Origin of the sequence: Dyadobacter sp. Leaf189 (assembly GCF_001424405.1) — a bacterium.
In the GTDB taxonomy this organism is placed as follows: domain Bacteria; phylum Bacteroidota; class Bacteroidia; order Cytophagales; family Spirosomataceae; genus Dyadobacter.
The window spans coordinates 112,168-126,043 of sequence record NZ_LMPS01000009.1 but is presented as its reverse complement, the minus strand read 5'-3'; the positions used below and the strand labels follow the sequence as shown (position 1 = coordinate 126,043).

The 13,876-nt window shown below is 47.6% G+C and carries 13 protein-coding genes; 8 read left to right on the top strand and 5 right to left on the bottom strand.

Features of this window, described 5'->3' with window-relative positions:
- Positions 1-37: 37 nt before the first annotated feature.
- The 3 genes from ASG33_RS24935 to ASG33_RS24925 all read right to left on the bottom strand — a co-directional run bounded on the left by ASG33_RS24935 (position 38) and on the right by ASG33_RS24925 (position 3,969).
- The gene (locus ASG33_RS24935) at positions 38-1,390 is read right to left on the bottom strand and encodes an ATP-binding protein (RefSeq protein WP_056292089.1); all 1,353 of its coding nucleotides are present in this window, start codon (positions 1,388-1,390) and stop codon (positions 38-40) included.
- Complete coding sequence (locus ASG33_RS24930) at positions 1,390-2,514, bottom strand: FIST signal transduction protein (RefSeq protein WP_056292087.1); 1,125 nt, start codon at positions 2,512-2,514, stop codon at positions 1,390-1,392. The genes ASG33_RS24935 and ASG33_RS24930 overlap by 1 nt, the downstream gene beginning before the upstream one ends.
- Before the next feature lie 108 nt (positions 2,515-2,622).
- Positions 2,623-3,969 carry a deoxyguanosinetriphosphate triphosphohydrolase gene (locus ASG33_RS24925; protein WP_056292084.1) on the bottom strand — a complete coding sequence of 449 codons (1,347 nt, stop codon included), beginning with the start codon at positions 3,967-3,969 and terminating at the stop codon, positions 2,623-2,625.
- 161 nt (positions 3,970-4,130) lie between these two features.
- Here ASG33_RS24925 and ASG33_RS24920 point away from each other — a divergent pair, with 161 nt between their 5' ends.
- The 6 genes from ASG33_RS24920 to ASG33_RS24895 all read left to right on the top strand — a co-directional run bounded on the left by ASG33_RS24920 (position 4,131) and on the right by ASG33_RS24895 (position 7,922).
- Complete coding sequence (locus tag ASG33_RS24920) at positions 4,131-5,201, top strand: DUF3500 domain-containing protein (protein ID WP_229238853.1); 1,071 nt, start codon at positions 4,131-4,133, stop codon at positions 5,199-5,201.
- Positions 5,202-5,283: 82 nt separating this feature from the next.
- A complete protein-coding gene (locus ASG33_RS24915; RefSeq protein WP_056292082.1) occupies positions 5,284-5,523 on the top strand; it encodes a hypothetical protein in 240 nt (79 codons plus the stop codon).
- Positions 5,508-5,807: a type II toxin-antitoxin system RelE/ParE family toxin gene (locus tag ASG33_RS24910; RefSeq protein ID WP_056292080.1), complete on the top strand. Its 300-nt coding sequence runs from the start codon at positions 5,508-5,510 to the stop codon at positions 5,805-5,807. The genes ASG33_RS24915 and ASG33_RS24910 overlap by 16 nt, the downstream gene beginning before the upstream one ends.
- An 11-nt stretch (positions 5,808-5,818) precedes the next feature.
- A complete protein-coding gene (locus ASG33_RS24905) occupies positions 5,819-6,484 on the top strand; it encodes a pseudouridine synthase (RefSeq protein WP_056292077.1) in 666 nt (221 codons plus the stop codon).
- Between the two features lie 57 nt (positions 6,485-6,541).
- A complete protein-coding gene (locus tag ASG33_RS24900; protein ID WP_056292073.1) occupies positions 6,542-6,910 on the top strand; it encodes a YccF domain-containing protein in 369 nt (122 codons plus the stop codon).
- Positions 6,911-6,929: 19 nt separating this feature from the next.
- The gene (locus tag ASG33_RS24895) at positions 6,930-7,922 is read left to right on the top strand and encodes an NAD(P)H-quinone oxidoreductase (protein WP_056292070.1); all 993 of its coding nucleotides are present in this window, start codon (positions 6,930-6,932) and stop codon (positions 7,920-7,922) included.
- Here the strand turns inward: ASG33_RS24895 and ASG33_RS24890 are convergent, their stop codons facing one another.
- Both ASG33_RS24890 and ASG33_RS24885 read right to left on the bottom strand, forming a co-directional pair.
- Positions 7,923-8,681 (bottom strand): alpha/beta fold hydrolase, encoded by a 759-nt coding sequence (locus ASG33_RS24890; RefSeq protein ID WP_056292069.1) that lies wholly within the window; start codon positions 8,679-8,681, stop codon positions 7,923-7,925.
- 52 nt (positions 8,682-8,733) lie between these two features.
- Positions 8,734-10,686, bottom strand: coding sequence for a TonB-dependent siderophore receptor (locus ASG33_RS24885; protein WP_056292066.1), 1,953 nt, complete (start codon positions 10,684-10,686; stop codon positions 8,734-8,736).
- 215 nt (positions 10,687-10,901) lie between these two features.
- On the opposite strand from ASG33_RS24885, the gene ASG33_RS24880 reads away from it, so the two are divergent.
- Positions 10,902-12,389: a PLP-dependent aminotransferase family protein gene (locus tag ASG33_RS24880; protein WP_056292062.1), complete on the top strand. Its 1,488-nt coding sequence runs from the start codon at positions 10,902-10,904 to the stop codon at positions 12,387-12,389.
- 73 nt (positions 12,390-12,462) lie between these two features.
- The gene (locus ASG33_RS24875; protein ID WP_082489402.1) at positions 12,463-13,803 is read left to right on the top strand and encodes a D-arabinono-1,4-lactone oxidase; all 1,341 of its coding nucleotides are present in this window, start codon (positions 12,463-12,465) and stop codon (positions 13,801-13,803) included.
- The last annotated feature ends 73 nt before the right edge of the window (positions 13,804-13,876 follow it).

The window sequence follows — 13,876 nt, the reverse complement described above, 5'->3', positions numbered from 1 at the left end:
AGGAACTGGATTGGAGAGTGACATTTAAATATTGCTGTTATTGAAATGGATTGTTTTTGAGAGAGGTTTCAGTATTTTTCAATTCATTCTTCGGCCAGGTAAAGAAGAACTTGGTCCCTTCACCCATTTGAGATTCTATCCGGATCACGCCGCCTTTTTCATCCAGTATTTTCTTCACAATTGCGAGCCCCACACCGGTGCTCTCAACTTCGTCACGCGCCTGTAAGGTCTGGAAAATCACAAATATTCTTTCATGAAATTCGGGGCTGATGCCAGGACCATTATCTCCTACGTAAAATTCGTACAGAGTGTCTTTCTCCCGCCAGCCGATCGTGATCTCTATCTCCGGCTTGTCGTTGTATTTGACGCCATTTGAAATCAGGTTCTGTAAAATCTGGGTCAATGTAATCTTCTCTGTTTCTAGTTCAAGACTTGCGTCACCGTCCAGTTTGAAGCGTACAGGTTTTTTGCTGCTGAAAGTTTCAGACAGATCGTCAACCAGCGCTTTCAATGCAAAACGTTCCTTGGAAGTTTTAATCCTGCCAGCCCTTGAATACGACAGGATCCCATTGATCAGACTTTCCATTCTATGCACGCGGCCGCGCAGCAGCTTAAACTGGTCGAGCGTATCTCCTTCCAGCAAATGGTTAATGTCTTCTTCAATCCATTCAGACAAGTTATTGATGGCGCGGAGCGGCGCTTTCAGGTCGTGGCTTACCACGTATGCAAACTGGTCAAGTTCTGCATTGATCCTTTCCAGATCGCGCATGTAGGATTTCAGTTTCCTTTCGGAATTAACCTTTTCGGTCACATCCGAAAGTGCGCCAATGTAACCTACGAGCTCGTCGCCGGCGTATTGTTTCGTAATCGATCCGCCGACCCATATCTCTTTTTTACCGGCCGTGTGGATTTTGATAATCGCATCCACCGCATTCTGCTCCGTATTCAGAACTTCATTGATCTGATCAGCCGATTCGGAGAAGAAATCCATCCAGTTACGGTTGAGCGTTTCGGCTACAGTATAGCCGGTAACAGTTTCCCATGCATTATTGAGATAGATGATGGTACCGTCACGATCAAGTTGCAAGAGTATCTCTGAAATGCTGCTGACAACCTGTTCCAGTCTTTTGCTGGTCAGCGCAGCTTCTTCGGTCTTCTCCTGCGCAACGCGGGTCAGTTCCCTGTTCGCCTTGAAAAGCTCGCCTGAGCTTTGTTCGAGAATATGTTCAACCCTCGTAAGATCGTCCTGGTATTCGGTATAAGCCAAATGGACTGATAAAAGGAAATCCTGTAAGCCAGGGTGTTCGGCCAGCTCCAAAGGCAATGATTTCCGGATCTGCCGTTTAAGCAGCCGGTGGTAATTGGTTTCCGTTATTTCAATAGCAGACATTACAGTTCCCTGAAAGTGGTAATGGTCATGGTTTGATTGTGGAGCTCGCACAAAGCATTGCGGTTAAAGGGTGCCAGCTCGCCATAAGAGTAAAAGCCAGCCATAAACGGAGCCGACAATACTTCCGAAACGCATTCCACTTCTTCTTCCACCATTTGTTTTAATACCAGCTTTCTTCCGACGCAGCTCACCAGGATTGCGAGCTCGGGATCATTTTTCAGGCCCTCGGCAGCCGCGTGCGCTGCTTCTTCCGCGCCTGTGATCAGGCGGTCGTTGTTTGCCTTCATTAACCTTACAAATGAACCCTCCGGAATGTCACCGGCGAAAGTGAGGCTTTTTTCGTCCTCATTAATGCCAAGAATGGTACGTACCACAGGGGCGCGGTCTTCGCTGTCGCGCATGCTCAATGGAAAAAGCAGGCCCGAGGCCGGGAGCTCTTTGGCTTTATCTCCCAAAAATGATTTATAAAGATCCAGCGCAGGCTGGTTATCGATCTCAAACAAAACGTTTTCTTTCGATTTGGTTACTACTCTGTCCAGTCCGAAACTGTCCCAGCCGCCTCTTGAACCAAAACCAATGGACAGAGTGTCCCCGTAAAATCCTACTGCCGCTACACTTTGTGTTGCCACAGCGCCGTCAGGCTCCACAATCACCGTCTTCACGAAATGGGAACCGTCGCCGGCAAGACCGCCGGTTAAGGTAACATCTGCCGGAAGGTGCTCCGTCATACCTTTTACCAGATCGGTACCATTCACTTTCAGACCGTCGGAAACAACAAAAACGTGCTGCAATCCTTCTTTTGGAAGCTGGTCTACCAGTTGCTTGCCAGCTTCAAAGCTGCTGAACTGGATATCTTCAAGACAAACCTTCGAGCTTTTTACACCCGTTTTATCAAAGCCGATCGCCGTGATTATAATGGTATTGTCCTTCACATTCACATCTGCAATTTCACCTGCTGTCGAGCATCCGGAAAAGATCGCCCCGGGATATTCGGCTGCCAGCTTTGTGGTCAGACTGCTACCCTCAAGTAGTTCGCGGTTTCCGAATATAAATAGGAGTTGTGGACTAAAACTAAATGTAACCTGAGAGGAAGATTCGGTATAAACTACCTGTTCAATTTGCATGGGTTTACGTATCTAAAAGGGCTGGATAATTCGGGAAAACAATTTACGTAAAACTTTTAATATTCGAATTAATATTACGCTTATTGCATTGTAAGTGCGGTATTTAGCCTAGGAAATAGATGGAAACGAAATGCCTTTTATCTTCCTGAACAGTTCCACTGCGTACAGGTCCGTCATCCCCGAAATAAAATCCAGCACGGTCTGGATCCGGGAATAGGTATCTGTGCGGGATGTGATGAATTGTTTGGGTATCAGGTCCACCAGCTTGCGGGTATAATGCGAAGTATTATTCAGGTAGGCTGGCACAAATTCTTCCAGCAGTCCGCCGATTACCTTGTACCCCGCTACTTCTATCTGAACCACGGATGAATAATTGTAAATTTTACTGATGGAAATGCGCTCAATTTCTTTCATCGCGCTCCGGTAAGGTTCCGCAATTCCGTCGATCAGGCTGCAGTTCAGATCGCCCGATAGAATCGTGGATTGTTCATCATAGAAAAGTTCGGAGCAGGCCCCGATGAGCGTGTTGATCGATTTAGCTCTCAGCAAACTGATCTTGGCATCGTCGTCGTCGATCTCCTGTAACCTTGCCGGCATTTTGGGGTCGTTACAAAGTTCCAGCAGCAAAGTTTCGACTTCCTTATAAGAAAGGATTTTGAGGCGGTGCGCATCTTCCAGGTCAATGATATTGTAACAAATATCGTCAGCCGCCTCCACCAGATAAACCAGCGGGTGACGTTTATAAACCAACGGCGAGTCGGTTACTTTATGCAGGTCGAGTTCATTGGCAATCTTTTGAAAGCCATCCTGCTCTGATTGGAAGAAGCCGTATTTCTTGGTGTGAATATTGGCCTTATTATGTCCTGCAATGGCTTCGCAGGGATACTTTGCAATGGCGGCTAATGTAGCGTAGGTCAGAGCGAAACTTCCGTAGCCTTTTCCGGCATAAGGGTGTGTCAGTATCCGGAATGCATTTGCATTTCCTTCAAAATGGATCAGATCAGCCCATTGTGCCTCACTTACAAGGGTTTTGTATTTAAATCCGTCACCGTGTGTAAAATAATGCGAGATAGCGGCTTCACCCGAGTGTCCGAATGCAGGGTTACCCAGATCGTGTGCGAGACAAGCGGCGGAAACGATGTTCCCTATCTCACTAACCAAAGGATATTTTGAGTCAATGTCAGCGTCGGCTGAACAGAGCTTATTGTAGAATATCCGGCCGAGAGACTTTCCCACACTAGCCACTTCCAGGCTGTGGGTTAGCCGGTTATGTACAAAAACACTTCCGGGTAATGGGAATACCTGTGTTTTATTTTGAAGTCTTCTGAAAGGAGAAGAAAAAATAAGCCTGTCGTAATCGCGTTGAAACTCAGACCGCGCTTCGGCCGGATTTGCATTGTATTTGTCTTCACTTCCCCAGCGTTTGGCGGAAAGCAGTTTGTCCCAATTCATCATGTTGATTTTCTTAATGCAGTAAAACTAGTCGGTTTCAGTCAATTCCTTTCCGCGCTTCAAAGAACATTCCGGCGATTGGCTGCATTGCAGTGGTAGTTTCATCCCGCCTGTTACTTTCCTTTTTTGCAAATGGAAATAGCCATTCTCAAACTACTGCGCTGATGAGAGATTTAGGAATTAGAATAACGGTGATTGCTTTTTTGCTGTTCGGGCTGCTGCCGGGCTGGCAGGCTGCTGACCTGACAGCCAAACCGGTACAGGACGAAAAGCTCGCCAGGCAAATGGCGGCGGCGGTAAATACATTCCTGAAAACCCTCGATGACACGCAGCGGAAAGAGGCCCAGCTTGATTATCAGGATCCGGCGCGGTTCGATTGGAATTTTACGCCACGTGCGCGTAAGGGTTTGTCACTCAAACAAATGAATGCAGCTCAGCGAAAAGCAGCTATGTCGCTGATCAGGGTTGTGCTGAGCCAGGAAGGATATAGTAAGGCAGAGCAGATTATTGATCTTGAAAATGTGCTGAGGGTAGTAGAAACCCGCCCGGCAAACGATACCTACCGGGATCCTGAAAATTATGCATTCCTGGTTTTTGGAACACCTGGCAGCGATCCGTGGGGCTGGCGTGTGGAAGGCCACCATTTATCACTTCATTTTTCATCCATCAAAAACCAGATTACCTACACGCCGAGTTTTATGGGAAGTAATCCGGGAAAAGTGCTTGCAGATGTACCACAGAAAGGGAAGGTTATATTGAAAGATGAGCAGGAAATTGCATTCAGGTTACTGCATAGTCTCACCGAAGCCCAGCAGAAAAAAGCGGATCTGGGCGGAAAAGCGCCAAACGAAATATTTACTTCCAATTCCCGCAAAGCTGTGCTGGACAAAATGGAAGGGGTTGCGATGGAAGAATTGAATGGGGAGCAAAAAGCGCTTTTTAAAAACCTGATCATGGCATATCTCCTGCGTTACCATATTACACTCAAAAACCAGCAATGGGCGCAACTGGAAAAAGCAGGCCTGGAAAAGATCCATTTTGCCTGGATGGGCGATCACGAACCGGTAATTGGTCAGGGGCACGGCCACTATTACCGGATCCACGGTCCTACATTCCTGATCGAGTTTGACAATACCCAAAACGGCGGCAACCACATCCATTCCGTGGTGCGGGATCTTACCAATGATTTCGGAGAAGATATGCTGCGGGCGCATTATGAAAGCCAACACCGGTGAATCGACCAGCGTGTTAATACAAACATTCGACTAGGTAACCATCGATATTCTGACTATTTTCGAATAACTAAAATCATTAATTATGATGTCGGGCACTGATTTAAAAGAAAGGTTGATAGGGAAGATTCAGGAAATTGATAACGACCATTTATTGGCGGAAGCCTATCGTTTGCTCGCGCTCGAAGTTGAAGGAGAAAAGGCTTTTAATCTCAGTAATGAACAAAGGCAGGCAATTACAGAAGCCAGGGAGCAAATTAGTGGGGGGCAAAGCCTTACAAATGAAGAGGCGGACAATGAGATTGACCAATGGTTAAAAAAGTAATCTGGTCCCAAAGAGCTCTTGAAGATAGAAAGGCAATTTTAGCTTATTGGATTGACAGGAATAAATCAAATAGTTACAGTAAAAAGCTGAATTTGCTTTTTAAAGAAGCGATTCAGCTGATAGCAGCTTTTCCGAAAATCGGCAAACATACAGATGAAGAAAATGTACGGATCAAAATCGTACGTGACTGTTTCATTATCTACGAAGAAACTGATCGTGAAATTTATATCCTGACGATCTGGAACAGCTATCAGGATCCCGCTCGCCTGAGCTGGGAATTCTAACAACTTCACAAATGACCGAACCGCGTCACCGTTATTTCATTATTAATAAGCCCGCTAATATGGTTTCCCAATTTATCAGCACACATCCGGTGGGGCTGTTGGGTGACCTTGATTTTGATTTTCCGGCAGGCACGCATGCGATAGGACGGCTGGACAGTCATTCCGAAGGCTTGCTGATACTTACTACAAACAAACGTGTCACCAGGCTGCTGTTTACAGGAGAAGAACCGCACCGGCGTACTTACTGGGTCAATGTTGGGCATCATGTAAGTGAGCAGACGCTGCAACTACTCCGCAATGGGATTGGGATAGAAGTAAAAGGAGGACAGGAATACATCACCGCACCCTGCGAGGTTGATATTATTGAAAGACCAGCAATCCTTTCAAAACACCCGAGCGAAAACTGGGAGAATGTGCCGAATACCTGGCTGAAAATAACATTACAGGAAGGTAAATTTCACCAGATCCGCAAAATGGTGCGTACCGCCGGCCACAGGTGCAAGCGTCTGGTCAGAGTAAGCATCGAAGATCTGGAACTGGGCGACCTGCCACCCGGTAAAGTGCGCGAAATTGAAGAAACTACATTCTTCAATTTACTTAAAATCAGAAACTGGCAATCAGCCGATATTTCCAGTGACTGGCGCACCCGACCGCCTGTAACAAACCCGGAACACTAAGCCGGGGCATTGTTAGTTTTATGCGACCTGAATCATCGTAAAACAAAACTTCTGGCTATGAACCTCATTGGAAACATCATCTGGCTTATTTTCGGCGGCTTTATTGTCTTCCTGGAATACATGATTTCTGGTTTTTTGCTGTGCCTCACCATCGTAGGTATCCCATTCGGAATACAATGCTTCAAGATCGGATTTCTAACACTATTTCCATTTGGCCAGCAAGTGCGCGAGGTGCCGGGAAATACGGGTTGCCTTTCTACCATATTCAATATTATCTGGATCGTCCTCGGCGGTGTCTGGATTGCTTTGACGCACCTGATTTTTGGAATAATTCTTGCCATTACCATTGTCGGACTTCCGTTCGCAAGGCAACATTTCAAGCTGATGAGCTTGTCTTTTACACCTTTCGGTAAGGAAATCTATTAATCAGCAATCGAAATCCAGCATGAAAGTAGTCGTGATCACGCAGCCCGGCGCTCCCGGAGTTTTGCAGATTGGCGAGCGGGAAACGCCGCAACCCCGGCCTACCGAAGTATTGATTAAAGTCTACGCAGCCGGTGTTAACCGTCCGGACGTGATGCAAAGGCAGGGTAAATACCCGCCGCCGCCAGGTGCCCCTGCGGACATTGCCGGTCTGGAAGTTGCCGGCGAAATCGTGGAAACGGGGGATGAAGTAACTGAATGGAAGCGGGGCGACAAGGTTTGTGCATTGCTTACTGGCGGCGGCTATGCCGAATATGCAGTAGCGCAAGCAGGGCATTGTCTTCCCATACCGGCAGGTTTTGATTATGCAGAAGCCGCTTCACTGCCCGAGACGGTCTTTACGGTTTGGCACAATGTATTCCAGAGAGGCAATCTCAAAACTGGCGAGCACTTGCTGGTTCACGGTGGCAGCAGCGGCATTGGCATTACCGCCATTCAGCTTGCAAAAGCTTTTGGCGCCAGTGTATTTACAACCGCTGGTTCAAAGGAAAAATGCCAGGCTTGTTCCAGGCTCGGTGCCGACATTTGCATTCCCTACAAAGAAGAAGACTTTGAAGAAATCCTGAAAGATAAAGGCGTAGATGTGATCCTGGATATGATTGGCGGTGATTACATTCCGAAGAATATCAGGTTACTACGGGAGGATGGCCGGCTCGTTTTTATCAACACCATGAAAGGTGGCAAGGTAAAGCCGGAAGCAGATCAGGTGGATTTTAGTCTCATTATGCGGAAGCGACTGGTCGTTACTGGCAGCACCTTACGGAACCGCGATGTTGCATTTAAAAATCAGCTAACAGCAGAAATTCGGGAGAAAGTCTGGCCAGTTATCGAAAAGGGCGCATTTAAGCCGGTTATCTTTCGCACGTTCCCGCTTCACGAAGCAGCAAAGGCACACGAGTTAATGGAAAGCAGCGGGCACATCGGAAAGATAATCCTGATCAATAATTGGGATTGATCATTTAGACAAAAGCTGCTTGTTCAAAATTTCAGAAATCTGGTCAGCCTGCGCGTAAACCATCAAATGTCCCGCTCCATTGATCACAACATCCGGTTTTACAAGATCAATCGGGATCAGCTTGTCGGCGCTGCCGTGAATGTGATATATATGATCAGCCCTCGTTTTCCGATCCCAGCTGCTCATTTTGATCAATGCCCATTTCAGGAATTTACTGTCTGTATCGTGCAAAATGTTCTTTAACAAAGCTTGCAGCTCAGGCGTATCTGCACCGAAATATCTGTAAGTATACTTGTTGGCCGATTTCAAAATCGGAGCGGCGAATGGTGAAAGCAGGAAGAACCGTATTAACCCGCGATTGAATGCAGAAACGGGAATACCTAGCGGTGTACTCGAAATAAGCACAATCTGTTCAGGCAGCGCGATCCGCGAAATCTCGCTGGCAATTACGCCACCAAAAGACAAGCCCACCAGCTTGAATGGTTTCGTCGTATCCATCTGCGCGACCAGGCGCCCGGCATAATGCGCGATCGTCTCCTTCCTTTGCGGCCTGATCCATTGAATATGGTTGACCTGTATAGCATCGTCCAGTTTCAGTTTGTCAAAAACACGCTTATCTGCACCAAGACCGCTGATAAAGTATACATTCATTTTAGACGGTTCAGGAGAGCCGGGGTTTTTGCCAGCAAACAGATTTTGGTCAAATGCATTTGCAAGGATCATAAAAAGAGAAAGCGCAATTCGTATTCCGGAAGTCATAGTCGATTGTTAACCTCCTGAATATACGAACTGCGCCTGAATAACGATTTTCCTACTTCACGAGATTAAATCGTACTCCCGCCAAAACCCAGCGGCCAGGCATTTTAGAGCCCAGTAAGTCGCTGTAATCTGCATCAAATGCATTGTCTGCCTGCGCGAAAACGGCTAGCATCCTGCCATCAAAGGCATATTCTGCGCGGGCATTCATTACGAAGTAGTTTTTTGAGATAGTTGCTTCAATCGCCGAAGCTTCGCGCGCGGCCCTTTGTTTGTACAATCCATTCAAACTGAACGAAAACCGCTTTAGCTGATAGATAGCAGAGAAATTGGCCAGGAATTTAGCATGTGAGGATACGTAAAACGAAGGTACCTGATTGCTGTTCCGGCTGTCCAGCCACGTTAATCCTGCATTCAGCAGCAGGCTCTGATCTTTGCCTAACTTGGTCGCCGACTGCACATCCAGCTCAAAACCGCTTGTATTCACCTCTGCAATATTCAGCGCCAGCCCAAAGTTGCCAGTGGGGGATAGATTGTCTTTTCGCGGCATTTGCGCATAAGGGGTAGTTACATAATCGATCAGGTCGTTTTGCAGCCTTTGAAAAAACGTACCCGAAAGTTTGAGCTGAGCGGTATTGTTGGTCGTCAAAAACCAGTCTGCACCCACTTCGTAGCTGAAAGAACGTTCCGCTTTCAAGTCAGGGTTACCTACATTACCACCGGTCACGAGGGCTTTGTTGTAGTTGTTAAAACGTTCGGTAAAATCGGCGTCGCGGATCGTTTTGCCTGCACTTCCGCGCAGCTGCCAGCTGTCTTTTTTGTATGATAAAGTGATTTGCGGGACAGCTTCCGTACCAATATTCTGCCGCCAGTCCAGCCGGATAGAAGGCGTCACGGTGAAATTTGTACCAAAACTTTGAACCAATGAAACAAAAGGCGCGAGCTGGTGAATGGAGTGGTTCCCACGGTCATTGGACGCGATATTCCGGTTCTGATAATTCAATCCGCCGATCAGGCTGGTAGCCGGTGAAAAAGCTTGCTGCCAGGTAGCAAGTCCCTGCCAAAGCCGCGATTTGCTGTTATTCGCAATTGCATGCGGGTTAAATGCGTACGTATCTTCCACAAACTTGTATCCTCCGTCAAATGCAAATGTGCTTTTGTTTTTGCGATAAGCGAGCCGCAGCTGGTTCCAGGAGGTTTTAACCTTTTCGCTTGCAGTATCGGATTTCAGAACGGTGTAAAAGTTCTGAGCAGCAAAATCGCGGTGATCGTACGAGCTGCGAACCGCTACATTCCACGCATCGGAAAGCCGGTAATTCAGCGAAAGTGAGGCAGTATTGTTGTGGAAAAATCCTTTGGTACCCCGCTGCTGAACGCCGGATGCATTATTGGATAAAATCCCGCCCGACACCGCCAGCTTGTTGACCTGGTAAAATGCCCCGGCACTTGCATTCAGCAGACCATATTGCCCCGCCGAGACACGCGCGTTGACATTCGTTTTCGTACCGGGCGCATCTTCATTCCCGTCCAATGTTCTGGCTGCAAAAGTCTTTGATATTACATGAACAACCCCGCCCACGGCATCAGAACCGTAAATAGCCGAAGAAGCGCCTTTCAAAACCTCGACCCGCTCGATCTCCGCAGGCGAAATGGGAATATAGCTGTTAAAATGTCCGGTATTCGGGTCATTGAGGCGGATTCCGTCGAGGATTACCAGCACCTGCTGAAAAGTACCTCCGCGCAGCACAATGTCGCTTTGCGATCCCATTGGTCCCCGTGCCTGTATTTCCACGCCTGGCACATACCTGAGCAGGTCGTCAATGCTATGTACAGGCAGGTTTTGAAATGATTCTCCTTTGATAACAGCAATATTCCGCCCCGTTTCCGACGCCCGCTTCTCCACAATCGAAGAAGTAACAGTAACCGGATCCAGCGAAACATCCTGCGCCTTAATCTGGATTGTGATAAAAGTAAAAAGCAGGCAAAGAACTAAGTAATGTCGGTTCATTTATTCAATTGTTATTATTTAGAAATGAGTTGCTGATGGCTGGTGGCTGTTAGCAATTAGCTGTTAGCGACTGGCCTGGTTGAGCCAGGAACGGTCAACACCCAAATGCTAACCGCCAATAGCTAACCTCTAACAGCTAAAAGCTAAAATCCAACAACCAACAGCAACAAAACTACTACCTTGCCGGACCGTTTATATGCTCCGGTTTTAAACTCATGAATAGTCCGGTTGAAATACCTTTCGACAACATAATCCTCCTCGACCGCCTTTCGGGCACTCCGGTGTACCTGCAGATCGCTCATAAAATGATCAATGCAATCCAGCGCGGGTTGCTCTCCAATGGAGCCCGGCTGCCCGGCACGCGCGCATTGGCAGAGACCCTGGATGTACACCGAAAAACAGTGGTAGCTGCCTACCAGGAGCTCCATGCGCAGGGGTGGATAGAAATGCTGCCAAACAAAGGCACTTATATTACTTACAAATTACAGGAATCCGGAGGTAAACAGTTGCTTATCAATGCGGAAGATCTTGTCAGCTACCCGCGGGCTGCCGGGTTTTCTTTTGATAAAAGCATGCTTTTGGACCGGCCGGTTTCTGTATCCAATGTAGAGCTTGAATTTACCGACGGGCTGCCTGATGTGCGGCTCGCGCCGCTTGACAAACTCGCCAAAACTTACTCAGGAATTTTGCGCCGAAAGAACAGCCGGAAATACCTCGGTTACTCCCATGTAGAAGGAAATAGGTTTTTCAGGGAAAAACTGGCTGCTTATCTCAACAATACCCGCGGACTACATATCAATGCAGAAAATATCCTGACAACCCGGGGTGTTCAAATGGGGATCTATCTGGCCTCTGCACTGCTGATCAAGCGCGGAGATAGGGTAGTAGTGGGTGATCTGAGTTATTATACGGCCAATATGATTTTTCAGAATGCAGGTGCCAATATGATCTCCATTCCGGTTGACAGTCAGGGTATATCCGTGGAAGCACTTCGGAAATTGTGCGAAACAACCCCGGTCAGAATGCTGTACCTAACCCCGCACCACCATTACCCAACTACCGTTACCTTGTCGGCAGAGCGGAGGATGGAGTTGTTGAGCCTGTCGGCGAAATACGGGTTTATTATTCTGGAAGACGACCACGATTACGATTTTCATTACAACAGTAGTCCGGTACTCCCGCTGGCCAGTGCCGACAGGGCAGGAATGGTAGTTTACATCGGCTCATTTTGCAAGGCGCTGGCGCCGGGACTGCGATCGGGCTATATGGTCGCGCCGGCAAACCTGATTGCAGAGCTCGGAAAGTTGCGGCGCATTATGGACCGGCAGGGCGACCTGATGATGGAACAGGCACTGGGCGAAATGCTCGATGATGGCGAAATTCAAAGACACATCAAAAAAGCACAGAAGGTCTACCATCAGCGGCGCGACCTGCTCAGTACCCAGCTCGACGCGCAACTGGGTGAGTACCTGACCTTCAAATCACCACCCGGCGGACTTGCTTTCTGGACAGAATGGCGCAAGGATATCAACCTGATGCGCGTTAGTAAGGCTTGTCTGAAACAAAATCTGCATCTTCCGCAAACCCTGTTATTTCAAACAGGAAAACTGAGCGCGGTGCGGCTGGGTTTTGGTAATCTGAATGAAAATGAAATGACTGAGGCAGTCTTGATTCTCAAAGATATACTCGATAAAATGCATTAGAAAAGAGGTGCTGCGGTTTCGGATTATTCAACTAATTTGTGGTAAAATCATATACAGGCCCGCAGCTAACCTTATGAAAAAGCGAACATTCATTAAACTATCGTCAGCATTAATGGCAGCTCCTCTATTCCGTCCGCTATCTGGTCTGGCAGCAGATGAAAAATTGAAAAACTGGGCCGGTAACCTGGAATACAGCACCAACAAACTGGACGCAGCCCGGAATTTGCAGCAGGTAAAAGAAATCGTTACCAAATACCCGAAGCTGAAAGTACTCGGCACGCGGCATTGTTTCAATCACATTGCGGATACTAAAGACCGCTTCATTTCTGTGACAGACGCGGAGCAGCAGATTGTTTTGGATGAAAAAAATAAAACAGTTACCGTCAATGCGGGGCTGAAATACGGGCAGCTCAGCCCTGTGTTGCATCGGAAAGGATTTGCATTACATAACCTGGCGTCCCTGCCACATATATCGGTAGCTGGCGCTTGCGCTACGGCTACGCACGGTTCGGGTGAAAAGAATGGGAATCTTTCTACCGCAGTATCGGCACTGGAAATGGTTACTGCAAATGGTGAGCTTGTGCGGCTGACCCGGAAAGAAGATGGTGATAAATTCAATGCGGCCGTGGTGAACCTGGGCGCACTGGGTGTGGTAACGCAGGTTACGCTGGATGTGGAACCTACGTTTATGATGGGGCAATACGTTTTTGAAAACCTGCCTTTGAGCCAATTGAAGGACAATTTCGACCAAATAGAGGCTAGTGGGTACAGTGTAAGCTTGTTTACCAACTGGGCCAGCGATGACATTACTGAAGTCTGGGTCAAATACAAGGAGGGGGATAAGGCATTCAAAGCTGATAAAGAGTTTTTTGGCGGGAAGCTGGCTACTAAAAACCTGCATCCTATTCCTGAACTTTCAGCTGAAAATTGTACTGAACAAATGGGCGTCGCCGGTCCGTGGTATGAGCGCATGCCGCACTTCAAAATGGGTTTCACGCCCAGCAGCGGCAAGGAGTTGCAGTCGGAGTATTTTGTGCCGAGAAAAAATGCGGTAGACGCTATTCTGGCTATTTCGAGAATGGGAAAGCAGATTACCCCACATTTGTTGACTTCCGAAATACGTACCATTGCGGCCGATGAGCTGTGGATGAGTCCGTGCTACAAACAGGATTCTGTGGCGATTCATTTTACCTGGAAACAGGATTGGCCGGCTGTTAGCAAATTACTGCCGTTTATTGAAAAGGAACTTTCCGTTTATGATGTACGGCCGCATTGGGGTAAGCTTTTCACTGTCGCGCCCGCTCTTCTTGCAAAAAGGTATGAAAAGCTCGGTGAATTCAGGCAACTGGCAAAAGAGTACGATCAGAAAGGGAAATTTGTAAATGAGTTCCTGAAGATGAACGTGTTCGGTTAATGTTCCGCAGGATTCGCCCTGCGCAACTGGCACGATTACCGCGCTGTTTACGTTATTGATTTCAGACATTTTT